Origin of the sequence: Stenotrophomonas sp. TEPEL (genome assembly GCF_004348785.1) — a bacterium.
Lineage (GTDB): Bacteria > Pseudomonadota > Gammaproteobacteria > Xanthomonadales > Xanthomonadaceae > Stenotrophomonas > Stenotrophomonas indicatrix.
In genome coordinates this window covers 2979208-3004464 of record NZ_QQXJ01000001.1, presented here as the reverse complement: position 1 = coordinate 3004464, position 25257 = coordinate 2979208, and the positions used below count along the sequence as shown (strand labels likewise).

Genomic DNA, 25257 nt, shown 5'->3' with positions numbered 1-25257 from the left:
GGGTTGGTCCGGGCAGTACACGGGAGCAACCGGTACCTCGCGTGTGTTCACTAAGGACAGTGGCCCGCAGACCTGGTCGTACCGCGTGCAGGCGTGCAACACCTCTGGTTGCGGACCATGGTCGTCTCAGGTTTCCGTTTACCTGAACGTGACACCGCCGCCGGCTGTTCCGACGGGTTTGACAAAGACCCAGCGTAGCGCGACCAGCTGCAGCATCACCTGGAACGCGGTCTCTGGCGCGGCGTACTACGCACTGTCGGAAGGCTTTGATGTCTACACGAACCGGTATACCCACGATGGCATTTGCCCGGCAGCCGTGAAAGTGCGCGCGTGCAATACCCAGGGTGCGTGCTCGGCATGGTCTGCAGCGAGGTAGATCGTGTCTGGAGGGCGGCGGGTTGGTGTGCCGCCCTCCCAAGACGTGCTGCCTCAGGCTAAAAGGAGTGAAAGGATGCGAAGGTTCGAGAGAGCCGCGGGTGCTGCAATATGCGGCCGCGGGAAATGGCAGATTCACCTCAGAACGGTCGGCGTCTTTGGGGCCTGGCTGTTCTGGCTGCTGTTAGTTGGCCTTGGCCTGTCGCCAGCCGCAATGGCACAGACGACAGTCACGTACATCCATACGGACGCCTTGGGCTCGGTTGTCGCCCAGAGCGATGCCAATGGCAACGTAATCAAACGGTATGACTACGAGCCTTACGGCGCCGTGGTGGGTGGGCAGGTCACGGACGGACCAGGGTATACCGGGCACGTAAGCGACTCGGCCACCGGACTGAGCTACATGCAGCAGCGGTACATGGATCCGCAGGTGGGGGTGTTCCTGTCGGTGGATCCGGTGACGGCGTATGAGCAGCCGGTTGGGCAGTTCAACCGGTATCGGTATGCGAACGGGAATCCGTACAAGTTCAGGGATCCTGATGGGAGACAGAGTCTGCCGCGTTCGGTTTACGAGACCGACTGGACGAAGCCAGAAACTAGGCAGGCGTTCCGTGAAGCTGCCTCCATAGTTGCAGACTTCACCCCGGTTGTCGGCGACATAAAAGGAGGCGTAGATGCTGTTCAGGATCCATCTGCTGTCAATATAGTTGCCGCAGTAGTTGGTCTCGTGCCCCTGGTCGGGGATGGGGCCGGGAAGCTGATAAAAGGAGCCGACAACATAGCGGACGGAGTTAGGTTGAATAAGCAACTTGCCAGCGAGCAGCAGCTTGGCGAGCTGATGTCAGGCGAAGGGCAGGTCATTGCTGGCGGTGCTAGTAGTGTCGGATTACGGGATTCGCCGCGCCTCAGTGCTGTGCATGGAGGGCAGGCATCAGACTGGACTAAGGTGTCGAGCTCATCGCATAAGGCGCCAGATGGTCAGCAGTTTTCCACCCACGCCTATCGAAATCAGACGAGTGGACAAGTTGTTGAGCCAAAAACAAAATTGATTGAAGAGGGGAAGTAGGTCAATGCGAGTCAAAGTTATCGATGATTGGGAGAGTGTTCTCGCTGACCTTGGTGCAGAGGGTAAGGCGAAGCCGAAATTGTTCGTGGCTCGCGGAAAGGAGTACACGGTTTATGGGCTTAGTTTGCACCGTAGTTCGAGTGTGTATAGGGCGGGGGCGATCATTTGTCAGCTGGTCGATGATTACGGGAACCTAACCTTCGCGCCGATCGGTGTATTCGACGTGATCGATGGTGCGATTCCGGAACTTTGGCGGGTCGCAGTTCGCGATGGTGACGTTCTTATTTGGCCAGATATTTTCCACAGAGAATTCTTTTTCGATGATTTGTCAGAGGGGGTTCCGGAATGCGTCGCGGCCTTCCGACATCTGCAGTCACAGATGGAAGATGCTAGCTGACTGAATTGTCTAGAATAGTAATCGTTTCGGTTGTTGCCGAGAGCGATGCCGGCGGCAACGTGATCAAGCGCTAAGACTTCGAGCCTTACGGCGTCGTGGTGGGTGGGCAGGTCACGGACGGACCAGGGTGTACCGGGCACGTAAGCGACTCGGCCACCGGACTGAGCTACATGCAGCAGCGGTACATGGATCCAGGGTAGGGCCTATCGGATCAGTTGCTAGTCTCCTGGGCCGATAGTCGGGGCACTAGGCTGGGTTCGTAATGCGTAGGTCGTAGGTTCAATTCCTATTTCCGCCACCAGTTTCAGCAAAAGCCCCGGCCTTGGCCGGGGCTTTTTGTTCGGGCGGCATGGCCGCTGATCCGCTGCCTCGGTAGTGCCAGCCCATGGCTGGCAACGCGTGAAAACCGCACGTCTTGGATTACCCGGATCCGACGTACAACTTAAAGCGCTGGAGTCATGCTGGGGGATTGATTGTTGATGCGTGTCGGACATCTGCCTCGGTCTGAAGTCCAAACCTCGCCCATACGTCCGAAGGCGCTCCAAAACCAACCCGCGCTATTCCACGGACGCGATCACCAGCAAACGGCCTGCCGAGTTGTCCACCAGAATGACGGGCGTGCCACCCTGGTGGATCTCGAAGTACGTCGCCGCGCTGACCATGTTGAATTCCGGCATCCCCGCCACGCTTTCCCGCTGCAACCGCACGCGCAGATCCTCCTGCAGTTGCAGAAACTCCAGATCGGAAAACTCCCGATAGGTCGTGACGGTGACGCGCGCTTCCGGCCGATAGCTGTGCGCGACTAACGGGCCCAGTGCCAGGACCATCAACAAGGCGGCCCACGCCAGCGCCCGCCTGCCGAGCCGGCCGCGCATTAGCTGCGCACATGCAGGCAGGCGGTGACCTGTGCGGTAAGGGCCAGGCAGGCCATCATCATGCCTTCCATCGCGCGCTCGCCCACGTATTCGTGGGAAGGGCCGTTCTGCCGGGTGCGTTCGGCCGCCAACAGCATTTCCTGCACCACGGTCAGGCCGGCCAGCGCGCAGTCGGCGTCGGCCAGTTCCATGCGGCGCCCTGGCCGCAGGTGGGTTTCCGGCCACGGGCGACCGTCGGCGGCGGCTCCGGCCTGGATGCTGCGCAGCGTGGAGACGAAGGCGGTGGGGTCCGCTCCAGGCTCGCCCAGGCTCTCGGCATTGGCCGGGACATGGCGGGCATTCAGTTCAAGATATTCCGATGCGTGCATGGCAGTGCTCCGTGCAGGACAGACAGCAGCGCCACCGGGAAAGGTGGCGGACGATGCGTGGCGGCAAAAACCGGTTACTGCTGGAACCCGGCGGGCGCATGCAAGCACGCACCCCCACGCACCGCCCGCCATGGAACGCGAACGGATTGCCAGCCGGCGCCACGCAGAGGTGGCGCCGGCTGACAAGCGTAAACAACCAGCAGTAATCGGGTTTGCCGACCCGGCCACTCGTTTTCAGTGGCATGCCATGGTGTGCACATCCCCGCCGTTGCTGCCACTTGTGGAGCAGGTGCGGTCAGTGATGTCTTACGCTTCCCGCCTATTTTGGCATGCGCGCGGTTGCCCCGAAATGCCCGCCCTTCAAGGCGTTTCCCGGGGCGCGCAGCGCGCCGCGCAGCTGGATGCGTCATGCAGCGCTTCTGCGGCGCAGCGCCCGCACTGGCCGCCAGCCCGCGTCGATCGCGACAACACCGCAGACCGCGCCCGACATCGGGGCAGGGCATAGCTGAACCCATTCAGTCGACTGTGCCGAACGAGGGGCCCTCGTCGTCCTCGTGGCCGATGCTGCGCTGCCGTCCCCGCCCGTTCTGCCCGCCACAATGGCGCGGTGCGACAACGTGTCGCATCCAGATACGGGCCTTTCCTGCGCCTGATCATTGTCAATGCCTTTCTTAAATGGTGGGTGACGGCCTAAAATTGAAAGGCTGACTCGACCCCACCTCACCTGCCTGTCTTCTGGACGGGTAGGCCCGGCTTTGGCCGGTGCGGGCAGGACGGGGAACGGCATTCCCTCGCAATTGGATCGACCGATGATTCCGTTGAAAACCCTTGGGCGCTGGTTGCGCCCGGGCCTGCTGCTCGCATTGCTGGTGATGCTCACCGGCTGCGATGCCGTGGCCATCCTCAGTCCGAAGGGCCAGATCGGCCAGGATGAAAAGACACTGCTGATCACGGCCACCGTGCTCATGCTGCTGGTCGTCATCCCGGTCATCATCATGACCCTGACCTTCGCGTGGAAGTATCGCGCCTCCAACACCAAGGCCCGCTACGAGCCGAAGTGGTCCCACTCGACGGCGATCGAGGTGGTGGTGTGGTCGATCCCCTGCATGATCGTGCTGGTCCTGGCGGTGCTGACCTGGCGGTCCTCGCACGCGCTGGATCCGTACAAGCCTCTGGAATCGGACGTCAAGCCGGTCACCATCCAGGCGATCTCGCTGGACTGGAAGTGGCTGTTCATCTATCCGGAAGAGAAGGTCGCGGTCGTCAACGAGATCAAGTTCCCGGTCAACACCCCGCTGAACTTCGAGATCACCTCCGATACGGTGATGAATGCGTTCTTCATCCCGCACCTGGGCAGCATGATCTATTCGATGGCGGCGATGGAGACCAAGCTCCACCTGATCGCCAACGAACTGGGTGAGTTCCCGGGCATGTCCTCGCACTACAGCGGTGCAGGCTTCGCCAAGATGCATTTCACTGCCTACTCGGTCACCGACGCGCAGTACCGCCAGTGGCTGGACCAGGTACGTGCCGGCGAGCAGAGCCTGGACAAGGCCTCGTTCAAGGCGCTGGGTGAAGCGAAGAATTCCGAGTGGTACCCGGTCACCTACTTCGGCAAGGTTGAAGACAACCTGTTCGACTGGGTCATCGCCAAGCACATGGGCGACAACAAGCACTACGGCATGAAGCATTCCCATGCGGGTGCGGCTGCTGCCGATGCGTCCAGCCATGAAGCGCACGAGGGGCACGCCCCGAGCGACGCGCATGATGCCAAGGAATCCGGGAAGAACCTGGATGCCACCGAAGAACACGAACACGCTGGCCATGAAGGCCACATGGGTTCGGGAGAATGAACATGTTGGGAAAACTCTCTCTTGAGTCGATCCCCCACGATCCAATCGTGCTGACCACCCTGGTCGGTGCGGTGCTGGGTGGCCTGGGCGTGATGGCCCTGATCACCAAGTTCAAGCTGTGGGGCTATCTGTGGAAGGAGTGGTTCACCTCGGTGGATCACAAGAAGATCGGCGTGATGTACATCATCGTCGCCTTCGTCATGCTGCTGCGCGGTTTCTCCGACGCGATCATGATGCGTACCCAGCAGGCCATCGCCGTCGGCGGGTCCGAGGGTTACCTGCCGCCGCACCACTACGACCAGATCTTCACCGCCCACGGCGTGATCATGATCTTCTTCGTGGCGATGCCGCTGATCACCGGCCTGATGAACCTGGCCGTGCCGCTGCAGATCGGTGCGCGCGACGTCGCGTTCCCGTTCGTCAACTCGCTCAGCTTCTGGCTGTTCGTGTCCGGTGCGGTGCTGATCATGCTGTCGCTGTGGATCGGTGAATTCGCCGCCACCGGCTGGCTGGCCTTCCCGCCATTGTCGGGCATCGAGTACAGCAACAATGTAGGTATGGACTACTACATATGGGGACTACAGGTGGCGGGTCTGGGTACCACGTTGAGTGGTATCAACTTCTTCATCACCATCCTCAAGATGCGCACCCCGAGCATGAAGCTCATGCAGATGCCGGTCTTCACCTGGACCGCTCTGGTGACCAACGTGCTGATCGTCGCCGCCTTCCCGGTGCTGACCATCACCCTGGTGCTGCTGACCCTGGACCGTTACCTGGGTACGCACTTCTTCACCAATGACGGTGGCGGCAACGCCATGCTGTACATCAACCTGATCTGGATCTGGGGCCACCCGGAAGTCTATATCCTGGTGCTGCCGGCCTTCGGCGTGTTCTCCGAGGTCATCGCGACCTTCTCGCGCAAGGCCCTGTTCGGCTACAAGGGCATGGTCTACGCCACCGCCTGCATCGGCGTGCTGTCGTTCATCGTGTGGCTGCACCACTTCTTCACCATGGGCTCGGGTGCCAACGTCAATGCCTTCTTCGGCATCACGACGATGATCATCTCCATCCCCACCGGCGTGAAGATCTTCAACTGGCTGTTCACCATGTTCCGCGGTCGCGTGCAGTTCACCACGCCCGTGCTGTGGACCATCGGCTTCATGGTCACCTTCACCATCGGCGGCATGACCGGCGTGATGCTGGCGATCCCGGCCATCGACTTCGTGCTGCACAACAGCCTGTTCCTGATCGCCCACTTCCACAACGTCATCATCGGCGGCGTGGTGTTCGGCATGTTCGCCGGCATCACCTACTGGTGGCCGAAGATGTTCGGCTTCCGCCTCAACGAGTTCTGGGGCAAGTGCGCGTTCTGGTGCTGGTTCATCGGCTTCTATGTGACCTTCATGCCGATGTACGTGCTGGGCTTCATGGGCATGACCCGTCGTCTGCAGAGCACCGTCAACCCGGCCTACGAGCCGTTCCTGCTGGTGGCCGCTGTGGGCGCCTTCATCGTGGGTGCCGGCATCCTGTGCCAGATCATCCAGGTGGCCGTGTCGATCCGCGACCGCAAGAAGACCGCCGACCTGACCGGCGACCCGTGGGATGCCCGTACGCTGGAGTGGGAAACCTCTTCGCCGCCGGCCTTCTACAACTTCGCCACCCTGCCGGACGTCACCGAGCTGGACGATTTCTGGGAGCGCAAGCAGCGTGGTGAAGCTTGGCCGAAGCCGGCCAGGTACAGCGACATCCACATGCCGCGCAACACCGGCACCGGCGTTGTCATCGGCGCCTTCAGCCTGGTGTTCGGCTTTGCGATGATCTGGCACATCTGGTGGCTGGCCATCATCGGCTTCGTCGGCATGATCGCCACGTTCATCTACCGCACCTTCGACCAGGACGTGGACTACTGGGTCCCGGCTGCCGAGGTGGAACGCATCGAGAACGAACACCGCAAGCACCTGGAAGCCCAGGGCCTGGTGAAGTCGGAGCTGAAGGCATGAGCACCAATACCTCGACCCTGAGCCACGGGCACGCCGCACACGCGGCGGCCCATGGCCATGACGACCACGAGCACCACGACACCGGCGGCAACACCGTCTTCGGTTTCTGGGTGTACCTGATGAGCGACTGCCTCATCTTCGCCTCGCTGTTTGCCACCTACGTGGTGCTGGCCGGCGGCACCGATGGCGGCCCCGGCGCGAAGGACCTGTTCGAGCTGCCGTTCGTGGCATGGGAAACCGCGCTGCTGCTGACCTCGTCGCTGACCTTTGGCCTGGGCATGATCTCCATGCACCGCAAGCAGGTCGGCCAGATGTTCCTGTGGCTGGGCATCACCTGGCTGCTGGGCTTCGGCTTCATGTGCATGGAAGTCTATGAATTCCAGCACCTGATCCATCAGGGCTACGGTCCGGACCGCAGTGCGTTCCTGTCGGCGTTCTTCGCCCTGGTCGGTACCCACGGCCTGCACGTCAGCGCCGGCCTGCTGTGGCTGCTGGTGATGTTCGTGCAGCTGAAGAAGTACGGCCTGACCCCGACCAACAAGACCCGCATGGCGTGCCTGAGCCTGTTCTGGCACTTCCTGGACCTGATCTGGATCGGCGTGTTCTCCGTCGTCTACCTCAATGGAGCGCTGTAATGGCACATGACAACCATGCACACGACCACGCCGCCGGCGGCGAAAGCCACGGCACCGTGAAGTCGTACCTGATCGGCTTCGTGCTGGCGGTGGTGCTGACCGTCATCCCGTTCTACATGGTGATGTCGGGTGATTTCTCGCGCACCGTCAACGGTGTGGTGATCGCCGTCACCGCGGTGCTGCAGATGCTGGTCCACCTGGTGTTCTTCCTGCACCTGGACCGCTCGTCGGAGAGCCGCTGGAACGTCAACGCTGCGGCCTTCACCGTGGTGGTGATCGGCATCATCGTGGTCGGTACCCTGTGGGTCATGCACAACATGAACGTGCACATGATGCACTGACGTCTTCGCGACGTTGCCACGCAGAAAGGCCGCCCCCGGGCGGCCTTTCTGTTTGTTGGCCGATCGCGGGGAACGCATCCACGCATTGCGTGGATCTACCCGTCACCGCGAAGTCCCCGCACAGTAGATCCACGCCATGCGTGGATGCGATTGCCGTTCAATGCACCCGGAGGATGCAGTAGATCCACGCCATGCGTGGATGCGATTGCCGTTCAACGCACCCGGAGGATGCAGTAGATCCACGCCATGCGTGGATGCAGTTGCCGCTCAACCCACCTTGCGCAGGAATTCCTCGGCCTCCATCGGCCGCCCCAGGTGGTAACCCTGCAGCTGGTCGCAGCCCAGCTCGCTCAGGTAATCGCGCTGGGCCTGGGTCTCCACGCCCTCGGCCACCACCTGCAGCTGCAGGGTACGGCCCAGCGCGATGATCGAGGACACGATGGCGCAATCTTCGTCATTGCGTTCAAGGTCATGCACGAACGCCCGGTCGATCTTCAGCTCGGTGGCCGGCATGCGCTTGAGGTACAGCAGGCTGGAATAGCCGGTACCGAAATCATCGATGGCGATGTGCACACCCATCGCGGTCAGGTCGTTGAGGATCGCCAGGCTGGCCTCGACATCCTTCATCGCCGTGGTTTCGGTGATCTCCAGGGTCAGCCGCGCCGGGTCGATGCGGTGCCGCTGAAGGACCGAACGCACACTCTCCAGCAGGGCCGGCGAGGCGAACTGCAGCGGCGACAGGTTCACCGCCATCGTCCAGTTGCTGTACCCGCTGTCATGCCAGGCGCGCAGCTGCGCGCACGCCTGGTCCAGCACCCAGTCGCCGATCGGCAGGATCAGGCCGCTGCGCTCGGCGATGGGAATGAACACGTCCGGTGCCAGCAGGCCCAGCTCCGGGTGCTGCCAGCGCAGCAGTGCCTCGGCGCCGGTGGCCGGTGCATCGGCCGCCGGGAACTTCGGCTGGTAGTGCAGCAGCAGCTCGTTGCGCGCGATCGCTTTGCGCAGGTCCTGCAACAGCCGCAGCTGGCGGTTGGCGCTGAGCTGCATCGAGGGAATGAAGAAGGTATAGCCGTTGCGGCCGGTTTCCTTGGTGTGGTACATCGCCGCATCGGCATGTGCCATCAACTCGCGTTCGTCGCTGGCATCGTCCGGATACAGGGCAATGCCCAGGCTGGCGGTGACCTGCAGCTCCGCCGCGTCCAGCACGAACGGTTCACCGGCCGCGGCGATCACCCGCTCGGCGACCACCGCCGCATCATCAGGTGCATCGATGACCAGCACGATCACGAACTCGTCGCCGCCGAGGCGGGCCAGGGTGTCCTGCGGGCGCAGCTGCGCGCCCAGGCGCTGGGCCACCGCGACCAGCAGGCGGTCACCCAGCTGGTGGCCGTAGGCATCGTTGACGGCCTTGAAGCCATCCAGGTCGCAGAACATCACCGCCACCGACTGCTGGCGGCGTTGCGCCTTCTCGATGGCCTGCTCGATGCGATCCTGCAGCAGCATGCGGTTCGGCAGCTGGGTCAGCGGGTCGTGCAGTGCGGCCTGGAGCAGCTTGTCGTTGGCGCGCGCCAGGGAATCGGCCAGCAGGCGGGTACGTACGCGCATCTGGCGGTCGAACAGCGAGGCCACCAGGGCGATGCCGAGCGTGGCCAGGGTGGTCAAGATCACCAGCACGGCCAGCCAGCGGGGATCGATGCCGCCGCTGCCAATGGCGCCGCAGACGCTGCCAGCCGGGAAGCGCGCGGCGGCCATGCCGGTGTAGTGCATGCCGACGATGGCCACGCCCATCACCAGCGACGCCAGCATCCGCAGGCGCACCGTGTTGCGCTGTTCCACGCGCAGCCGGAAGGCAATCCACAGCGCTGCACCGGCAGCAGCGATGGCCACTGCGATCGACGCGGCAAACCAGCCGGGGTGGTAATCGATACCGGGCTGCATGCGCATGGCGGCCATGCCAAGGTAGTGCATGGCTGCGATACCCAGCCCCATCAGCACCGCACCTGCGGCCAGCCGCTGCAACGGCAGGCTGGGGCGCGACACCAGCCACAGCGCATAGGCCGACGCGCCGATCGACACCGCCAGCGAATACAGGGTGATCGCCAGGTCGTAACCGACCGGAACCGGCAGTTTGAAGGCCAGCATCGCGATGAAGTGCATCGACCAGATGCCCAGGCCCATCGCGGCGGCACCGCCGGCCAGCCACCAGCGGGCGACCCGGCCCTGGGCCGTGGCCAGGCGGCCGGCCATGTCCAGCGCGGTATACGATGCCAGCATGGCCACCAGCAACGAGATGGCGACCAGGCTCTGACTGTAACTACCAGTCATGTTGAATCCAGTGGAGGAGGGAGGGGCGCCCGCAAGGGGCACGCCCGCCACCGCTATCGGCACCGACGGGTGGGACTTGAGTGGTCGCAGCAGCTGCGACCCGGCTCGGCTATCCTGCCACGCTCGTTGCCCCTGCAGGAAATCTCCGATGGCCAAAGCCCGCACCGCGTATGTCTGCAATGAATGCGGCGCCGAATACAGCAAGTGGCAAGGCCAGTGCACCGATTGCAATGCCTGGAACTCGCTGTCGGAAATCGTCCTTGAGAGCGCTGCGGCGGCCAAGGCGCCCGCGTCGCGTCGCGCCGGCTGGGCGGGCAAGATCGACCCGCCGAAGATCACCGCACTGAAGGACGTGGCGCAGACCGAACACAACCGGGTCAGCACCGGCATCGGTGAATTCGACCGCGTGCTCGGCGGCGGCCTGGTCGAGGGCGCGGTGGTGCTGGTCGGTGGTGATCCGGGCATCGGTAAATCCACCCTGCTGCTGCAGGCGGTGGCGAAGATGGCTGCGGTCCTGCCGGTGCTCTACGTCACCGGTGAAGAATCACTGGCCCAGGTCGCCGGCCGCGCGCATCGGCTGGAGCTGCCGCTGGAGGGCGTCAACGCGCTGGCCGAGACCGGTGTCGAATCCATCCTGCAGCACGCCACCAGGAGTGGGCCGCGGCTGATCGTGGCCGATTCGGTACAGACGCTGTGGACCGAGACGCTGACCGCCGCGCCCGGCTCGGTCAGCCAGGTGCGCGAGAGTGCCGCACGACTGGTGCGCTTCGCCAAGGAAACCGGAACCGCCGTGTTCCTGGTCGGCCATGTGACCAAGGAAGGCGGCATCGCCGGCCCGCGCGTGCTGGAGCACATGGTCGATGCCGTGCTGTATTTCGAAGGCGAGAGCGGCAGCCGCTTCCGCCTGCTGCGCGCGTTCAAGAACCGCTTTGGTGCGGTCAACGAGCTGGGCGTGTTCGCGATGGGCGACAAGGGCCTGAAGGAGGTCTCCAATCCGTCGGCGATCTTCCTTTCCGGTGCCAGCACGCACCAGCCGGGCAGCTGCGTGATGGTTACCCGCGAGGGCACCCGGCCGCTGCTGGTGGAAGTGCAGGCGCTGGTCGACGCCTCGCCGCTGTCCAATCCGCGCCGCGTGGCGGTGGGGCTGGAGCAGAACCGCCTGGCCATGCTGCTGGCGGTGCTGCATCGGCATGGCGGCGTGCTGGTCGGCGACCAGGACGTGTTCGTCAACGTGGTCGGCGGCATCCGCGTGCAGGAGACCGCCGCCGACCTGCCGGTGCTGCTGGCGGTGCTGTCCTCGCTGCAGGACCGTCCGCTGGCCGAGAAGACCATCGCCTTCGGCGAAGTCGGCCTGTCCGGTGAGATCCGGCCGGTGCCCAACGGCGAGGACCGCCTGCGCGAGGCGGCGACCCACGGCTTCAAGCGCGCCATCGTGCCCAAGGCCAATGCCCCCAAGGGCGGCTCGGTGAAGGGCATGGAAGTGATCGCGGTCGAACGCCTGTCCGAGGCCATCGACGCGGCGTGACCGGGGTCGGGTCCGTGCCCGGACCTGCAGATGCGGCCGACGGCACAGCAGCGGTCAGCCAGCCTGTGCTAGTTTTCCCGGCTCGACGAAGGCGCCCCCTGGCGCCCTTCCGTGGCAAGGAGTAATCGTTTACATGCAGGACCCGATGTTCAGCACCCCCGCCGCCGAAATCCGCCGCGCCGGGGTCGATCTCAATGGACTGATGACGGTGCTGGGCAAGCACCTGTATTCCACGCCGATGGTGGCGCTGCGCGAGCTTGTGCAGAACGCGCACGATTCGATCATCCGTCGCCGTATCGAGCAGCCCGGCATCCAGAGTGTGTCGCGCATCGACGTGCAGGTCGATGTCGCCGCCGGCGTGCTGCGCATCACCGATACCGGTGCCGGCCTGACCCGGCAGGAAATCCACGATTACCTGGCCACGGTCGGTGTCGGTTACACCCGGGGCCTGCGCCAGGACGGCGAGGACGATGAAGGCCTGATCGGCATGTTCGGCCTGGGTTTCCTGTCGGCCTTCGTATTGGCGCGCCGTGTCAGCGTGCGCACCACCTCCTACCAGGCGCCGCAGCTGGGCCACCTGTACATGTCCAGCAACGCCGAGCAGTACACCGTCAGCGAAGTGCCGGCGCGCGCGATCGGCACCGAGGTCGAGCTGGAGCTGCATCCGGACTTCCTGCCGCTGGCCAACGAAGCGCGCCTGCACGAGGTGCTGGGCCGCTACTGCGCGCTGCTGTCCGAGCCGATCTTCATCGGTGCGGCGGCCGCCGCGATCAATCCCGAACCACCGCCGTGGCGCGGGCAGGGTGACGTCGCCCTGCATCCGGTGCAGGCACGCCGCCAGGCGCAGCAGTTCGCGGCCCGTTTCGAACACGATTTCGAGCCCATCGTGACGATGCCGCTGCAGCCCGATGGCAGCAGCGACGCCGTCGGCATGCTCTGGGTGCAGGACGGTGCCACCTACGGCACCAGCGACAACCGCAACCTGTCGGTGTTCGTGCGCGGCATGCTGCTGGACGACGATGCACGCGACCTGCTGCCGCCGTGGGCCGGTTTCATCGGCGGGGTGATCGAATCGTCGAAGCTGACCCCGACCGCCAGCCGCGAGGACCTGCAGCGCGATGACCACTATCGCGCCGTGCAGCACGCCCTGCTGGAAGCGCTGATCGATGGCCTGGCCGACGTCGCGCGGCAGCAGCCCGAAGCCTGGCGCCGCGTGCTCAGCCGCCACAACGAAGCCCTGCTCGGCGCAGCGCTGTGCGATGAGCGCCTGTTCGACCTGCTGCTGGAACACGTGCGCGTACCGACTTCGCAGGGTGACCTGCCGGCCAGTGCGCTGCCGGCGCGCGGCGCAGTGCATGTGATCCTCGACAACGGTGGTGGCTTCGAGGAAATGCTGTTCCGCGCGATGGGCGTGCCGGTCGCGCATGGTCATCGCTACGCGGTGGTGCCGTTCCTGCGGCGCTGGGCCCAGGCCAAGGGCCTGCGCCTGGTCGAACTGGGTACCGAGCAGGGCAACCGCGCACTGTTCCGCACCGACGACAGCCTTGACGATACGCAGCTGGCCTGGCTGCGCGAACACCTGGGCGACGGCGAACAGCTGCTGCCGGCGCGGTTCAGCCCCGAGGCGTTGCCGGTGGTGGTGGTGCCCGACCGCGAGGCCGAACTGAAGCAGCGCCTGGAAGACGACGAGAACGACAAGCGCGTATCGATGGCGGCACTGCGGCTGGCGCGCCAGTTCACCGCGCGCATCGAGGCGCGTGCGCCGTCGCGGCTGTACCTCAACCTGGACAATCCAGCGGTGCAGGCGTTGCTGCAGGCCCAGCGCGAGGGCCACCCGCAGGCCGGGGCGGCCGCGCGCCTGCTGCGCTCGCTGAAGATCATTGTCTCCGCGCAGGGCCGGCCACTGGCCCGCGCGACCGCCACGCCAGGCCCGGACCTCAACGGCGCTTTCACCGATATCGCCGGTGCCCTGCAGCAGATGCTGCGCTGAGCACCGCTCCCTCTCATCCAGCCTTCGCTAGACAGGAAAACTTACCCCATGGACATCTGGAACTGGGTCGAAAAACTGCAGGGTGACCTGCGCCAGGCAGGCCAGGCGCAGAACGCGGACCTGCTGAACCGCCTCGCCGATGAAGTCAGTGAACTGCAGATTGACCGCGTCGATGCACTGCTGCCTGAAGCGCGCGCGCTGGGCAAGGCGCTGGACAACCCCTGGGTCGACGTCTACGTCGGCCATTGGGCGCTGCGCAATCGTGTCGGCAACCGCGTCGAAGGCGAAAGCGCGCTGGGCGAAGCCGTATCGCTGTTCGAGCGTGCGCATCGCGAGGACACCCTGGAGTGCCCGCAGTCGATCTGCGTGACCCAGGACCTGGCTGCCTGCTACGGCAACATCGATGGCCCGGGCTGGGTGCCCGAGCGCATCGAAGTGTGCGACGAAACCCTCGCCCGCATCGATCCGAGCTGGGCCTGTTTCCAGTGCCTGAGCTGCGAGAAGGCCGATGCGCTGCTCGACGATGGCCGTGGCCAGGACGCGCTGGATTACCTGCAGGCGCAGGCTGATGCCGTGGAGGCGCGCGGCAAGGAAGTGTTCGACAGCTTCCCTGAAATGCAGATCAAGATTCTGCTGGCCAGCGGCCGTGCGCAGGAAGCGCTGGCGCTGATCGAGAAGCGCGAAGCCGAAGTGGCCGCTGCGGGCGAATACGAGCCTGCCAACTGCACGGTGCCGCGCCGGCTGTCCAAGGCCTGGGCACTGGCCCAGCTGGGGCGCGATGAAGAGGCGCTGCAGCAGCTGGTGCCCTGGAGCGAACTGACGCCGAATCACTGGCGGTTGTGGGCCAATACCGCTTCGACACTGTGCAGCCGTGATGCCGCCCGCAACACCTGGGATCTGGGAACGCGCTTCAACACGATCATCGAGCACTTCGCCGCTGTCGGCGCGCATCGCCTGGTGATCGAGATCGCCGCGTTGAGCCTGGAGCTGGCGCTGCAGCGGGGCGCGCGCTGGGTGGCGCAGCGCCAGCTGGAACTGGCCCGCACGCACCTGGCGCAGCTGCGCCAGGATCGTGGTGCTGCGGCGCTGGTGGCAGGCCTGGCGGCACGCATCGATGCGTTGCCGGATGTCGCGCCGTTGCCGGTGCCGGCGGCTGAACTGCTGGCCTGGCTGGACGCTCAGGGCGAACAGAACCAGGCACGCGATCCGGAACGCGAGGCGCAGTGGCTGCTGCAGGCGCATGCACAGCTGCCGGATGACGAGGCGCTGGCCGAGACGGCCGCCTCGGCACTGAACGCCTGCGGCGCACGGGCCGAAGCCCGTGACCTGCTGTGGGACTTTGTGCGCGCGCATGCGCACGAAGACGGTCCCGCAGCCTACACGCTGATGCGCTGGCTGGCCGAGCAGGGCGATGACGAAGGACTGCGCCGGCTGGCAGACATCTATCGCGCCGGGGTGCCGGTGTTCGCGCACTGGTGCGAGGTGCAGCGTGCCCGGCGCGTGTCCGACTGGCCAGCGCTGGAGCGGGCGGCCAAGGCCCTCCTGGAGCTGTCCCCGGGCTCGCATGGTGCGCGCGGCACGCTGGCGCGCATGTACATGGAAACCGGTCGTTTCAGTGAGGCGCAGGCCTGCTATGCGCACCTGGCGGAGGTGCTGGAGGAACCGGGTGCTGCGCATTGGGACCACATGAGCGCCGCCAGTGCGGCGCGCGACTGGGACGCGGTGCGCCGCTCGGCGGCAGCGATCGGCATGGAGCTGTCCAGCCAGGACGGCGTGGTCGAGGAGCCGTGGGGGTGGGTGATCATCCGCAGCCATGAAAACGGTGAGCCGATGGAGTACTACGCCCGCCGCAGTGGCCCGGTCACTGCGCGCATCGTCGAGAATGCGCCGGTCAACCGTGCCCAGCAGGTGGGTGACTGGGTGGTGTTCGATGCCTCGCTGGTGCACCCGGCGCCGGAGGACGAGGAAGCCCGCAAGCAGTTCATCCCCACCTATGAGCAGGTACACGTGCTGGAGCGTGGCGGTTTCGCGCGCAGTTGGATGGTCGACGGCGCGCATCCGGGCGAGGACGCCTGGAGTGCGTTTGCCGAGGCGGCCGAGGCGCAGGGATGGAAGGTGTGGTCACACAACCGCGAGGACTACACCGTGACCGATCCGGGCGTGGAAGGCGGGACGTTGCCGGGCCTGCTGTTCACCGTCGCCCAGCCGCAGGACCATGCGCCGCTGGCGCTGCACCGCTTCCTGCAGCAGGCCACGGCGGATTGGGCACATCCACACTGCTGGCTGCGCCTGGCCGAGGCCTGCGACCAGGACCGCCAGCCGCATCTGGACGTGATCGAACGGTACGGGTTGTAATCCCTGCCGCGCTGCGCGTTCGCCGGGCATGGCCCCGGCGCAACCGGGCAGCACGCATGGCTAGCGCCGGGCCATGCCCGGCGTCCTTCCACCGTCAAGGAACTGGATATGGGAAAGACAGGGATGTGGGTGATCATCGGCCTGCTGCTGGCCCCCACCGTGCAGGCCGCGCCGGCCTGCCAGCAACCGGCTGACGTGGCGCGGGCCTTCTTCGAGGCGACCACCGGCAAGGGCGACCTGCTTGAGCCGCCGCAGGCACTGGTCAGCGCGGCGTTTGCCAAGGCGCTGCACGGCGAGCGTGCCTGCCAGGTGCGCGAAGAGGGTATCTGCACGCTCGATTCCGATCCGTGGCTGGACGCGCAGGACGGGGAGATCGACAGCCCGGTGCGCTACAGCTGGAAGCAGGCCTCGGCCACGGCCGGCCAGGTCGAAATGCGCTATCCGGTCTGGGGCAAGGCCTACGTGACCCGCTTGCCGATGGTGCGCAAAGGCGAGGGCTGCTGGCAGGTCGACGACATACTCACCAACAGTAGTCGCTCGGTGCGCAGGATCCTGGCCCAACCGCTGCCCTGAGCATCCGGGGCATCCACGCATGGCGTGGATCTACCGTGCTCCGATTGCCGACCGTTGGCCGGCACGACCAGGTGATGTTGGGGTGGGTGCCGACCGTTGGTCGGCACGCCTCTAGCGCGAATGCCCGAACACCAGCTCGATCACGAACTGGCTGCCGAAGAACGCCAGCAGCAGCAACAGCATCGCCGTCAGCGTCCAATGCACCGCCTTGGTGCCGCGCCAGCCATAGCGGCGGCGGCCGATCAGCAGCACGCCGAACACGATCCACGACAGCACGCTCAGCACCGTCTTGTGCACCAGCTTCTGCGCCAGCAGGTCATCGACGAACAGCACGCCGGTAACCAGAGTCAGGGTCAGCAGGGCGAAGCCGACGGTGATCACCCGGAACAGCAGCGATTCCAGATCGGCCATCGGCGGCAGCGCACGCAGCCACGGACGGAATTCACGGCGCCGCAGCGCACGTTCCTGCAGCCACAGCATGATCGCAAGCAGTGCGGCGATGCTCAGCGTGGCGTAGGCCAGCAGTGCCAGCCAGGCGTGGCTGGCCAGGCGCCAGCCCAGCACCTTGCTCGGTTCATGGCCGTAGCCGTGGTAGACCACCAGCAGCAGCGCGGCCAGCGGGAACACCACCACGCCCAGGGTGGACATGCGCCCGCGCGCGCCCACCAGCGAAGTCAGCCAGGCCATTCCCAGGCCGACCAGCGACAACGCGGCGAAGAAGTGCATGTCCGGGCCGCCGGTCGTGCGCATTGCCACCAGCACGTGATAACCGCCATGCAGCAGCATCGCCGGCAGCGCAGGCCACAGCCACGCGGGCGAGGTGACCCCGTCGTTGCGACCGAGGGCGCGCACCAGCAGGGCGCTGGCGGCCAGGTAGAGCAGGACGGCGATGAGAACGATTGTCATCGTTGAAGTTTCGCATACCCCCGCGGTGCTGGCGACGGGCGTGGCGTCGCAGTCCGGGGAGCGCGATGGACCCGTTATACTGTGGGCCTTATTGTCCCCCGCTTTCAGACAGGTTGCGCCGCATGTTCGAGTCCCTGACCCAGCGCCTTTCCGGCACCATCGAGCGCCTGCGCGGCCGTGGCCGCCTGACCGAAGAGAACATCCGCGAGGCGACCCGCGAGGTCCGCATCGCGCTGCTCGAAGCCGACGTCGCGCTGCCGGTGGTGCAGGCCCTGATCGAGCGCATCAAGGTGCGCGCGGTCGGCCAGGAAGTGCTGAAGTCGCTGACCCCGGGCCAGGCCCTGATCAAGGTCGTGCGCGACGAGCTGACCGCGGTGATGGGCGCCGAAGCCAGCGACCTGAACCTCAACGTTCCCGCGCCGGCCATCATCCTGATGGCGGGCCTGCAGGGCGCCGGCAAGACCACCACGGTCGGCAAGCTGGCCAAGCACCTGAAGGAAAAGCGCAAGAAGAAGGTGATGGTGGTCTCGGCCGACGTCTACCGTCCGGCGGCGATCGAGCAGCTGAAGACGCTGGCCGACCAGGTGGGCGTGCTGTTCTTCCCGTCCAGCGCCGAGCAGAAGCCGGAGGCCATCGTCCGCGCCGCCATCGATGACGCGCGCAAGTCGTTCGTCGACGTGCTGCTGGTCGATACCGCCGGCCGCCTGGCCATCGACGAAGCGATGATGGCCGAGATCAAGGCCCTGCACGCTGCGGTCAACCCGGCTGAGACGCTGTTCGTGGTCGATGCCATGACCGGCCAGGACGCGGCCAATACCGCCAAGGCCTTCGGTGATGCCCTGCCGCTGACTGGCGTGGTGCTGACCAAGACCGACGGTGACGCCCGTGGCGGCGCCGCGCTGAGCGTGCGCTACATCACCGGCAAGCCGATCAAGTTCGTCGGTGTCAGCGAAAAGCCGGAAGGCCTGGACGTGTTCCACCCGGACCGTATCGCCAGCCGCATCCTCGACATGGGCGACGTGCTGTCGCTGGTCGAGCAGGTCGAGCAACAGGTCGACAAGGACAAGGCGCAGAAGCTGGCCGAGAAGGTCGCCAAGGGCAAGAAGTTCGACCTGAACGACATGCGCGACCAGCTCGAGCAGATGCAGAACATGGGCGGCATCGGCGGCCTGATGGACAAGCTGCCGGGCCTGGGCCAGATTCCCGAGCACCTCAAGCAGCAGGTCAGCCAGGGCAAGGAAGTGCCGCGCATGATCGCCATCATCAGCTCGATGACCAAGAAGGAGCGGCGCAACCCGAACCTGCTCAATGGCTCGCGTCGCGCCCGCATCGCCAAGGGCTCGGGCGTGACCCCGGCCGACGTCAACAAGCTCATGAAGCAGTACATGCAGATGGAAAAGATGATGAGCAAGATGGCCGGCGGCGGCATGAAGGGCATGATGCGCAGCATGAAGGGCATGATGGGCGCCATGGGCGGCCGTGGCATGCCGTTCCGCTGAGCGCGCGCTGCATGGAACGCTTGAACAACCCGCGGAATCAATCAAAGGAATGTGCATGAACAAGTCGATCGTGGTGATGGCGCTGGCCCTGGGCCTGGTTGCCTGCAAGGACGACACCTCCGTGTCGCAGAAGGCCGGCAGTGCCATCAGTGGTACCGCCGCCGATTTCGTCGCCGGGCTGGGCGAGGGCGTGGACAAGCGCATGAACGTGACGCTGCAGGCCGATCCGGGCCTGGCCGCGCAGGGCCTCACCGTCACCCTCGGCAAGAGCCGTGGCATGGGCTCCAAGGACGCGGCGGTGTACGTGGTGGCCGACAAGGCGTTCAAGGGCAAGCTGGTGGCGCGTGCGCTGGATGCCGAGGGCACCGAGATCGGTCGCGCCAGCGCCGAGGAAGAGTTCGCCGCTGATGACGCGCGCTATGTGACGTTCAAGTTCAACGAAGAAATGGACAGCCAGCTCGTCCGCACCTACGCGGTGTCTGCACGCTGAGCCGGGCGGGAGCGGATCGCCCGCGGCGACGCTCCCGTCCACAGTGTCTGGCGTATGCTGGCAGCGACTCCTCCCACAGGTGCGTCGCGTGAGCCTTTCGCCGATTCTCGAACGCGCCGACGATTTCTGTCGGCGTTTTTCATTGCAGCTGCCGATCCTGCTGGCACCGATGGCCGGTGCCTGTCCGGTTCCGCTTTCCGCCGCGCTGGCCAACGCCGGCAGCATGGGCGCGATGGGGGCCGTGTTGTCGCCGGCGGCGGATATCGGTCGCTGGATGCAGGACTTCCGTGCAGCGTCCAGCGGGCCGGCGCAGGTGAACCTGTGGTTGCCCGATCCCGCGCCGGTGCGCGATGTGGCCGCCGAGGCCGCCACGCGTGCGTTCCTGGGCCAGTGGGGGCCGGAGGTTGCGGCCAGCGCAGCGGATGCCACGCCTGCCGATTTCGAGGAGCAGTTCAGTGCGCTGCTGGCGGCACGGCCGGCGGTGGCCTCGACCATCATGGGCGTGCTGTCGCCGCGTCATGTGCAGCAGTTGAAGGATGCGGGCATCGCCTGGATCGCCTGCGCTACGACGCTGGCCGAAGCGCGCGCTGCGCAGGACGCGGGTGCTGCCGCGGTGGTCGCGCAGGGCGCCGAAGCCGGCGGCCATCGCGGCGCCTTCGATCCGATGCGTGCAGAGCAGCAGCTGGTCGGCCTGTTCGCACTGCTGCCGCGGCTGGCGGACAACCTGGATATTCCGGTGATCGCTGCGGGCGGAATCGGCGACGGTCGCGGCATTGCTGCTGCCTTGATGCTCGGGGCCAGCGCCGTGCAGATCGGCACGGCCTTCCTGCGCACACCCGAAGCAGCGGTGGCGCCGGCATGGGCCGATGCATTGGCCCGCAGCGAACCCGAAGACACCTGGCCGACGCGCGCGTTCAGTGGGCGCCTGGGCCGCGGCCTGGCGACTGCCTACGTGCGTGCCGCTGCTGCCGAGGGCGCACCCGCGCCGCGCCCGTACCCGGTGCAGCGTGGCCTGACCGGACCGATGCGCAAGCAGGCCACGCAGGAAAACCGGCTTGCTGCGATGCAGGCCTGGGCCGGGCAGTCGGCATGGATGGCACCGGCAGCGCCGGCCGCCGACGTGCTGCGTGGCATGTGGGAACAGGCACAGGCGCTGCTGCGATGACGGTGACCTGCAACGGCGCAACGGCGCGGGCCGAAGACCTGCTGCCGGCTCTGACCAACTACGGCCACTTCACCTCGTTGCAGGTGCGCGGCAACGCGGTGCAGGGGCTTGATCTGCATCTGCAGCGGCTGGCGCGGGCAACGCAGGAACTCTTCGGCAGCGGGCTCGAAATCGCGCAGGTGCAGGCGTGGATGGCGCAGGCGCTGCAACAGGCCGGCCAGGTCGACGCATCGATGCGGGTCACCGTGTTCTCGCGCCGTTTCGATTTCCGCGCGCCGCTGGCAAGCGTGCCGGTGGATGTACTGATTGCCGTCTCCGCGCCGGTCGCGCTGACCGCGCCGAAACGCGTACGCAGCGCGACATGGCAGCGAGAGCTGCCGCAGATCAAGCATGTCGGTACGTTTGGCCTGTTCGCCCAGCGCCGTGCGGCGCTGGCAGCGGGTTTCGACGATGCGCTGTTCGTCACTGCCGACGGGCAGTTCAGCGAGGGCACGACCTGGAACCTGGCCGTGCATGACGGCGAACACCTGATCTGGCCGCAGGCGCCTGCGCTGCGGGGAACCGCTGAAGCGCTGCTGCAGGCAGGCTGGGTGGGGCGGCAGCAGACCCGGCCGTTGCGGCTGGAGGAGCTGGCCGGCATGCAGGCCGCCTTCGCCTGCAACGCCAGCGGGCTGTGGGCGCTGGATGCCATCAATGGTCAGGCGCTGCCGGGTTCGCAAGCCCTGGCCGAACAGGGCAGGGCGGTGCTGGCGGGGGTGCCCTGGCAGTCGCTTTCCTGAACGGCAACCGCTGGGATCAGATCCCTTTTGCTCGACAAAAGGGATCTGACCCCGGGGGTAGACACCCGGGGTTGGCTCGGCCGGACTCTGCCGCTATAATCGCCCGCTTACCGCGCCATCCTGGCGACTGGGCAATAGGAAAAAACCACCATGGTCAAGATTCGACTGACCCGCGGCGGCGCCAAGAAGCGTCCGTTCTACCACATCATCGTCACCGACGTCCGCAGCGCCCGCGACGGCCGCAACATCGAGCGCGTCGGCTTCTACAACCCGGTTGCACAGGGTGGCGAGAAGCGCATCGAGCTGGACCTGGCCCGCGTTGACCATTGGGTCAAGAACGGCGCCCAGCCGACCGAGAAAGTTCGCAACCTGATCAAGGAAGCGAGCAAGTCCCAGGCCGCTGCGGCCTGATCCTGACGGGCCGCGCCCTGGTGCGGCCCATCTGATTGAACGCAGATGAAAGATAACGAGCGCCGCATCCTGCTTGGCAGGATTGTCGGCGCTTTTGGTGTGCGCGGCGAAATAAAGCTCGAGTCCTGGACCGAGCCGCGTTCCGCTATTTTCCGTTACCAACCGTGGATCCTGCGCAGCCCCAACGGGCAGGAATCGACGCTTGAAGGCGCCCGTGGCCGGGATACCGGCAAGCACCTGGTGGCCCGTTTCCCGGGCATCGAGGATCGCGACACGGTCGAGGCGATGCATGGCACCGAGGTCTTCGTGGCCCGAAGTGCGCTGCCGCCGCCGAATGCCGACGAGTATTACTGGGTCGATCTGGAAGGCCTGGATGTGAAGACCGTCGAAGGCGTTGCCCTCGGCCAGGTCTCGCACCTGTTCAGTACCGGCGCCAACGATGTGATGGTCGTGCGCGGCGATCGCGAACGGATGATTCCGTTCGTACTGCCGGACTTCATCACCTCGGTCGACTTCGAGGCCAATCTGGTCGTGGTCGACTGGGACCCCGAGTTCTGAGCTTGAGCATGCGTTTCGACGTCATCACCCTGTTCCCCGATTTCCTCGCCCAGTCCGCTGGACTGGGTGTAGTCGGCCGTGCGCAGGAAAAGGGGTTGTTCAGCCTGCATGGCTGGAATCCCCGTGACTACGCCGAGGGCAACTACCGCCGGGTGGACGACCGTCCGTTCGGCGGTGGCCCGGGCATGGTGATGCTGATCGAACCGCTGCAGGCGTGCCTGCAGGCCATCCGCGAGGCCGATCCGACGCCTGCACGGGTGATCCATCTCAGCCCGCAGGGCGCGCCGTTGACCCAGGCCAAGGTGCGGGAACTGGCGGCATTGCCGCGCATGGTCCTGCTCTGCGGCCGCTATGAAGGTATCGACGAACGTTTCCTGGCCGCCAATGTCGATGAGGAGATTTCCCTCGGCGACTATGTGCTGTCCGGCGGCGAGCTGGGGGCGGCGGTCATCATCGACGCGGTGGCCCGGCTGCAGGAAGGCGCCTTGAATGACGCCGAATCCGCGGCGCAGGACAGTTTCGAGGGTGACCTCGGCCTGCTCGACTGCCCGCATTACAGCCAGCCGGCCCAGCATCCGCTGGGGGACGTGCCGGACGTGCTGCGCTCGGGCAACCATGCCGCCATCGCCGCCTGGCGCCGGCAGCAGTCGTTGATACGTACCGCACAGCGGCGCCCGGACCTGCTGGATGAACAGGCGCTGGGCAAGGCCGACCGCAAGCTTCTGGCCCTGGCCCGCCAGGTCCCGTCGGAAAAGGGCAAGGCCTAGCGCCAACCCTGCTTTATCGGCTATCATGGCCAATTACGCCGGCCCCGGCCGGTGCGCAGTACCCAAAACAAACGTGCAGCACAGTCCGGTGACTGCATGAGCCCACGCTGTCGAATGACACGCCCACCCGAACAATGAATCGGTGTAACCCATGAGCAAGCTGAACAAGTCCATCGTCGCGGAATTCGAATCCGCCCAGATCACCCGCGAACTGCCGCAGTTCAGCCAGGGCGACACCATTGTCGTCAACGTGAAGGTGAAGGAAGGTACCCGCGAGCGCGTGCAGGCCTATGAAGGCGTTGTCATCGCGACCAAGAACGGCGGCCTGAACTCCTCGTTCACCGTGCGCAAGATCTCGCACGGCTACGGCGTCGAGCGCGTGTTCCAGACCCACAGCGCCATCATCGACTCGGTCGAAGTGAAGCGCCGTGGCAAGGTCCGCGCCGGTAAGCTGTACTACCTGCGTGGCCTGGAAGGCAAGGCTGCCCGCATCAAGGAAGATCTGGCTGCTGCTGCTGCCGCCAAGGTTGCCCGCCTGGCAACCAAGGGCTGATAAACAACTCCGGTTGTTGCCGCGACGGCCGCCTTTGGGCGGCCGTTTGCGTTTGTGCTGCCGCCTCGGTAGTTTCAGTGGATGGATGAGACCGACCATCGATACCCGGCGGACATCCAGGTAGCGTTGCGCTTCCTGGACCGTTCCGGGGTGCCACGGAGGGAGGCGGCCCCCTTGCTGCACCGCATGCTGTGGCGGCTGGGTGTAGCGCTGCCGCCGCCGATACTGGCCGGTTTCCTGACCAATACGCTGCTGCAGGGCCTGCTGTTTGGCGTCTTCTGGACGGTACTGATGTGGCTGCTGTTGTGGCAGGGCAGGGCCCCGGCGCTGGAACTGCTGTTGCTTGCCGGGGTGGCGGCAGGCGTGATGTTCGGCCTGGTGATGGCCACCCTGATGTGGTTCCTGCGCGGGGCCCGCAAGCTGCCCACCTGGCGCCAGTTCCGCAGCAGCCTGTGAGGCCATGGCGCAGTGCGCCGTGACCGCTGCCGGGGCGGCGGCGTACGCTCGGGCCTTCGCCCTTCATGGCTCTTGCGATGCCCGCCAAGCGACCCGCCAGCAGTGCCGCGCCTAAGCTGCTGTCCGGCGGTAATCCGCAGATCGCCAAGGGTGAGGGCGATGCGCCCGTGCAGGCCTATATTGCTGCCATGCCGGGCTGGAAGCGGGCCATCGGGACGCGCCTGGACGCACTGATTGAACAGGCCGTGCCCGGCGTGCACAAGGCGGTGAAGTGGAACTCGCCGATGTACGGCATCGCCGCCGATGAGGGCTGGTTCCTCAGCTTCCATTGCTTCACCCGCTACATCAAGGTCGCGTTCTTCCGCGGCGCGCTGTTGCAGCCTGTTCCGCCTGAACCGTCCAAGAGCGCCGACACGCGCTACCTGCACATCCTTGAGGACGAGCCGCTGGACGAGGCGCGGTTCCTCCACTGGGTGCGACAGGCCAGCCAGCTGCCTGGCGAACGCATGTAATCCCCCAGGTTCTTTCCCCGAACGAGACCACGCGATGGCCACGCAGAAGTCCGATCCCGCAGATGCCGCTCTCCCCGCTGCCGCCCTGATTGACGCCCGCATCGCCGAGCTCGCTGATTGGCGCGGCGACATCCTCACCCGCGTGCGCGCGCTGATCCACGAGGCGCTGCCGGACGTGGAGGAAACCTGGAAATGGCGCGGCACACCGGTGTGGGAGCACAACGGCATCCTGTGCACCGGCGAAACCTACAAGCAGGCGGTGAAGCTGACCTTCGCCCACGGCGCCGCGTTGCCGGACCCGAAGCGTCTGTTCAATGCCAGCCTGGAAGGCGGTACCCGCCGCGCGATCGACATCCACGAAGGCGGCATGCCCAACGCTACGGCGCTGAAAGCACTGCTGCGCGCCGCCGCCAGGCACAACGCGGAAAAGAAAAAACGGTAGTGCCGGCCGCTGGCCGGCAATCCCATGGACTTCCCAGGTAT

25 protein-coding genes are annotated in these 25257 nt (G+C 65.6%); 21 read left to right on the top strand and 4 right to left on the bottom strand.

All coding sequences use genetic code 11. From position 1 onward, the window contains the following. Nucleotides 1-451: 451 nt before the first annotated feature. On the top strand, nucleotides 452-1441 hold the full coding sequence (locus tag TEP_RS19945; RefSeq protein ID WP_240790704.1) for an RHS repeat-associated core domain-containing protein: 990 nt from the start codon (nucleotides 452-454) through the stop codon (nucleotides 1439-1441). 4 nt (nucleotides 1442-1445) lie between these two features. Continuing rightward, a complete protein-coding gene (locus TEP_RS13645) occupies nucleotides 1446-1838 on the top strand; it encodes a hypothetical protein (RefSeq protein WP_132825632.1) in 393 nt (130 codons plus the stop codon). Nucleotides 1839-2395: 557 nt separating this feature from the next. Here TEP_RS13645 and TEP_RS13635 read toward each other — a convergent pair. After that, entirely contained in the window at nucleotides 2396-2713 is a 318-nt protein-coding gene (locus tag TEP_RS13635) for a hypothetical protein (protein ID WP_132825631.1), read from the bottom strand. Further along, nucleotides 2713-3081 carry a hypothetical protein gene (locus TEP_RS13630; protein ID WP_132825630.1) on the bottom strand — a complete coding sequence of 123 codons (369 nt, stop codon included), beginning with the start codon at nucleotides 3079-3081 and terminating at the stop codon, nucleotides 2713-2715. Before TEP_RS13630 ends, TEP_RS13635 begins: the two co-directional genes overlap by 1 nt. Before the next feature lie 809 nt (nucleotides 3082-3890). On the opposite strand from TEP_RS13630, the gene cyoA reads away from it, so the two are divergent. Genes cyoA through cyoD form a run of 4 tightly spaced genes read left to right on the top strand, consistent with a single transcriptional unit; the run spans nucleotide 3891 to nucleotide 7910 of the window. Further along, nucleotides 3891-4934: a ubiquinol oxidase subunit II gene (gene cyoA / locus TEP_RS13625; RefSeq protein WP_080149400.1), complete on the top strand. Its 1044-nt coding sequence runs from the start codon at nucleotides 3891-3893 to the stop codon at nucleotides 4932-4934. Between the two features lie 2 nt (nucleotides 4935-4936). Next, nucleotides 4937-6934 carry a cytochrome o ubiquinol oxidase subunit I gene (gene cyoB / locus TEP_RS13620; protein ID WP_132825629.1) on the top strand — a complete coding sequence of 666 codons (1998 nt, stop codon included), beginning with the start codon at nucleotides 4937-4939 and terminating at the stop codon, nucleotides 6932-6934. After that, nucleotides 6931-7569 (top strand): cytochrome o ubiquinol oxidase subunit III, encoded by a 639-nt coding sequence (cyoC, locus tag TEP_RS13615; protein ID WP_025873832.1) that lies wholly within the window; start codon nucleotides 6931-6933, stop codon nucleotides 7567-7569. Before cyoB ends, cyoC begins: the two co-directional genes overlap by 4 nt. Continuing rightward, nucleotides 7569-7910, top strand: a complete 342-nt coding sequence (gene cyoD / locus TEP_RS13610) for a cytochrome o ubiquinol oxidase subunit IV (protein WP_132825628.1) — start codon at nucleotides 7569-7571, stop codon at nucleotides 7908-7910. Before cyoC ends, cyoD begins: the two co-directional genes overlap by 1 nt. A gap of 267 nt (nucleotides 7911-8177) precedes the next feature. Here cyoD and TEP_RS13605 read toward each other — a convergent pair whose 3' ends face one another. Continuing rightward, nucleotides 8178-10235: a bifunctional diguanylate cyclase/phosphodiesterase gene (locus tag TEP_RS13605; RefSeq protein WP_132825627.1), complete on the bottom strand. Its 2058-nt coding sequence runs from the start codon at nucleotides 10233-10235 to the stop codon at nucleotides 8178-8180. Between the two features lie 148 nt (nucleotides 10236-10383). Here TEP_RS13605 and radA point away from each other — a divergent pair, with 148 nt between their 5' ends. The 4 genes from radA (at nucleotide 10384) to TEP_RS13585 (ending at nucleotide 16678) form a co-directional block, all read left to right on the top strand. Continuing rightward, on the top strand, nucleotides 10384-11760 hold the full coding sequence (radA, locus tag TEP_RS13600) for a DNA repair protein RadA (RefSeq protein ID WP_132825626.1): 1377 nt from the start codon (nucleotides 10384-10386) through the stop codon (nucleotides 11758-11760). 133 nt (nucleotides 11761-11893) lie between these two features. Next, nucleotides 11894-13750: an ATP-binding protein gene (locus TEP_RS13595; protein WP_132825625.1), complete on the top strand. Its 1857-nt coding sequence runs from the start codon at nucleotides 11894-11896 to the stop codon at nucleotides 13748-13750. Between the two features lie 48 nt (nucleotides 13751-13798). Next, complete coding sequence (locus tag TEP_RS13590) at nucleotides 13799-16105, top strand: tetratricopeptide repeat protein (RefSeq protein WP_132825624.1); 2307 nt, start codon at nucleotides 13799-13801, stop codon at nucleotides 16103-16105. A 108-nt stretch (nucleotides 16106-16213) separates the two neighbouring features. Next, a complete protein-coding gene (locus TEP_RS13585) occupies nucleotides 16214-16678 on the top strand; it encodes a hypothetical protein (RefSeq protein WP_132825623.1) in 465 nt (154 codons plus the stop codon). Nucleotides 16679-16789: 111 nt separating this feature from the next. Here the strand turns inward: TEP_RS13585 and ccsA are convergent, their stop codons facing one another. Further along, nucleotides 16790-17584, bottom strand: a complete 795-nt coding sequence (gene ccsA / locus TEP_RS13580) for a cytochrome c biogenesis protein CcsA (protein ID WP_025873825.1) — start codon at nucleotides 17582-17584, stop codon at nucleotides 16790-16792. A 122-nt stretch (nucleotides 17585-17706) separates the two neighbouring features. Here ccsA and ffh point away from each other — a divergent pair, with 122 nt between their 5' ends. The 11 genes from ffh (at nucleotide 17707) to TEP_RS13525 (ending at nucleotide 25216) form a co-directional block, all read left to right on the top strand. Next, the gene (ffh, locus tag TEP_RS13575) at nucleotides 17707-19083 is read left to right on the top strand and encodes a signal recognition particle protein (protein WP_132825622.1); all 1377 of its coding nucleotides are present in this window, start codon (nucleotides 17707-17709) and stop codon (nucleotides 19081-19083) included. A gap of 55 nt (nucleotides 19084-19138) precedes the next feature. Next, complete coding sequence (locus TEP_RS13570; RefSeq protein ID WP_025873823.1) at nucleotides 19139-19573, top strand: hypothetical protein; 435 nt, start codon at nucleotides 19139-19141, stop codon at nucleotides 19571-19573. An 88-nt stretch (nucleotides 19574-19661) separates the two neighbouring features. Beyond that, complete coding sequence (locus TEP_RS13565; protein WP_132825621.1) at nucleotides 19662-20738, top strand: nitronate monooxygenase; 1077 nt, start codon at nucleotides 19662-19664, stop codon at nucleotides 20736-20738. Continuing rightward, complete coding sequence (locus TEP_RS13560; protein ID WP_132825620.1) at nucleotides 20735-21517, top strand: aminotransferase class IV family protein; 783 nt, start codon at nucleotides 20735-20737, stop codon at nucleotides 21515-21517. The genes TEP_RS13565 and TEP_RS13560 overlap by 4 nt, the downstream gene beginning before the upstream one ends. 150 nt (nucleotides 21518-21667) lie before the next feature. Then, the gene (gene rpsP / locus TEP_RS13555) at nucleotides 21668-21928 is read left to right on the top strand and encodes a 30S ribosomal protein S16 (RefSeq protein WP_025873821.1); all 261 of its coding nucleotides are present in this window, start codon (nucleotides 21668-21670) and stop codon (nucleotides 21926-21928) included. A 45-nt stretch (nucleotides 21929-21973) separates the two neighbouring features. Further along, entirely contained in the window at nucleotides 21974-22486 is a 513-nt protein-coding gene (rimM, locus tag TEP_RS13550; RefSeq protein ID WP_049470186.1) for a ribosome maturation factor RimM, read from the top strand. A gap of 8 nt (nucleotides 22487-22494) precedes the next feature. Then, complete coding sequence (gene trmD / locus TEP_RS13545; RefSeq protein WP_132826538.1) at nucleotides 22495-23253, top strand: tRNA (guanosine(37)-N1)-methyltransferase TrmD; 759 nt, start codon at nucleotides 22495-22497, stop codon at nucleotides 23251-23253. 151 nt (nucleotides 23254-23404) lie between these two features. Continuing rightward, nucleotides 23405-23806, top strand: a complete 402-nt coding sequence (gene rplS / locus TEP_RS13540) for a 50S ribosomal protein L19 (RefSeq protein WP_117309826.1) — start codon at nucleotides 23405-23407, stop codon at nucleotides 23804-23806. An 81-nt stretch (nucleotides 23807-23887) separates the two neighbouring features. After that, nucleotides 23888-24262: a DUF6404 family protein gene (locus TEP_RS13535; RefSeq protein WP_025873817.1), complete on the top strand. Its 375-nt coding sequence runs from the start codon at nucleotides 23888-23890 to the stop codon at nucleotides 24260-24262. Nucleotides 24263-24339: 77 nt separating this feature from the next. Continuing rightward, a complete protein-coding gene (locus TEP_RS13530; RefSeq protein ID WP_132825619.1) occupies nucleotides 24340-24774 on the top strand; it encodes a DUF1801 domain-containing protein in 435 nt (144 codons plus the stop codon). A gap of 34 nt (nucleotides 24775-24808) precedes the next feature. Beyond that, nucleotides 24809-25216, top strand: coding sequence for a DUF1801 domain-containing protein (locus TEP_RS13525; protein WP_132825618.1), 408 nt, complete (start codon nucleotides 24809-24811; stop codon nucleotides 25214-25216). Nucleotides 25217-25257 lie beyond the last annotated feature (41 nt).

Coding starts and splice junctions, on each gene's coding strand:
- TEP_RS19945 (WP_240790704.1), top strand. CDS start 452: ATGCGAAGGTTCGAGAGAGCCGCGGGTGCTGCAATATGCGGCCGCGGG.
- TEP_RS13645 (WP_132825632.1), top strand. CDS start 1,446: ATGCGAGTCAAAGTTATCGATGATTGGGAGAGTGTTCTCGCTGACCTT.
- TEP_RS13635 (WP_132825631.1), bottom strand. CDS start 2,713: ATGCGCGGCCGGCTCGGCAGGCGGGCGCTGGCGTGGGCCGCCTTGTTG.
- TEP_RS13630 (WP_132825630.1), bottom strand. CDS start 3,081: ATGCACGCATCGGAATATCTTGAACTGAATGCCCGCCATGTCCCGGCC.
- cyoA (WP_080149400.1), top strand. CDS start 3,891: ATGATTCCGTTGAAAACCCTTGGGCGCTGGTTGCGCCCGGGCCTGCTG.
- cyoB (WP_132825629.1), top strand. CDS start 4,937: ATGTTGGGAAAACTCTCTCTTGAGTCGATCCCCCACGATCCAATCGTG.
- cyoC (WP_025873832.1), top strand. CDS start 6,931: ATGAGCACCAATACCTCGACCCTGAGCCACGGGCACGCCGCACACGCG.
- cyoD (WP_132825628.1), top strand. CDS start 7,569: ATGGCACATGACAACCATGCACACGACCACGCCGCCGGCGGCGAAAGC.
- TEP_RS13605 (WP_132825627.1), bottom strand. CDS start 10,235: ATGACTGGTAGTTACAGTCAGAGCCTGGTCGCCATCTCGTTGCTGGTG.
- radA (WP_132825626.1), top strand. CDS start 10,384: ATGGCCAAAGCCCGCACCGCGTATGTCTGCAATGAATGCGGCGCCGAA.
- TEP_RS13595 (WP_132825625.1), top strand. CDS start 11,894: ATGCAGGACCCGATGTTCAGCACCCCCGCCGCCGAAATCCGCCGCGCC.
- TEP_RS13590 (WP_132825624.1), top strand. CDS start 13,799: ATGGACATCTGGAACTGGGTCGAAAAACTGCAGGGTGACCTGCGCCAG.
- TEP_RS13585 (WP_132825623.1), top strand. CDS start 16,214: ATGGGAAAGACAGGGATGTGGGTGATCATCGGCCTGCTGCTGGCCCCC.
- ccsA (WP_025873825.1), bottom strand. CDS start 17,584: ATGACAATCGTTCTCATCGCCGTCCTGCTCTACCTGGCCGCCAGCGCC.
- ffh (WP_132825622.1), top strand. CDS start 17,707: ATGTTCGAGTCCCTGACCCAGCGCCTTTCCGGCACCATCGAGCGCCTG.
- TEP_RS13570 (WP_025873823.1), top strand. CDS start 19,139: ATGAACAAGTCGATCGTGGTGATGGCGCTGGCCCTGGGCCTGGTTGCC.
- TEP_RS13560 (WP_132825620.1), top strand. CDS start 20,735: ATGACGGTGACCTGCAACGGCGCAACGGCGCGGGCCGAAGACCTGCTG.
- rpsP (WP_025873821.1), top strand. CDS start 21,668: ATGGTCAAGATTCGACTGACCCGCGGCGGCGCCAAGAAGCGTCCGTTC.
- rimM (WP_049470186.1), top strand. CDS start 21,974: ATGAAAGATAACGAGCGCCGCATCCTGCTTGGCAGGATTGTCGGCGCT.
- trmD (WP_132826538.1), top strand. CDS start 22,495: ATGCGTTTCGACGTCATCACCCTGTTCCCCGATTTCCTCGCCCAGTCC.
- rplS (WP_117309826.1), top strand. CDS start 23,405: ATGAGCAAGCTGAACAAGTCCATCGTCGCGGAATTCGAATCCGCCCAG.
- TEP_RS13535 (WP_025873817.1), top strand. CDS start 23,888: ATGGATGAGACCGACCATCGATACCCGGCGGACATCCAGGTAGCGTTG.
- TEP_RS13530 (WP_132825619.1), top strand. CDS start 24,340: ATGCCCGCCAAGCGACCCGCCAGCAGTGCCGCGCCTAAGCTGCTGTCC.
- TEP_RS13525 (WP_132825618.1), top strand. CDS start 24,809: ATGGCCACGCAGAAGTCCGATCCCGCAGATGCCGCTCTCCCCGCTGCC.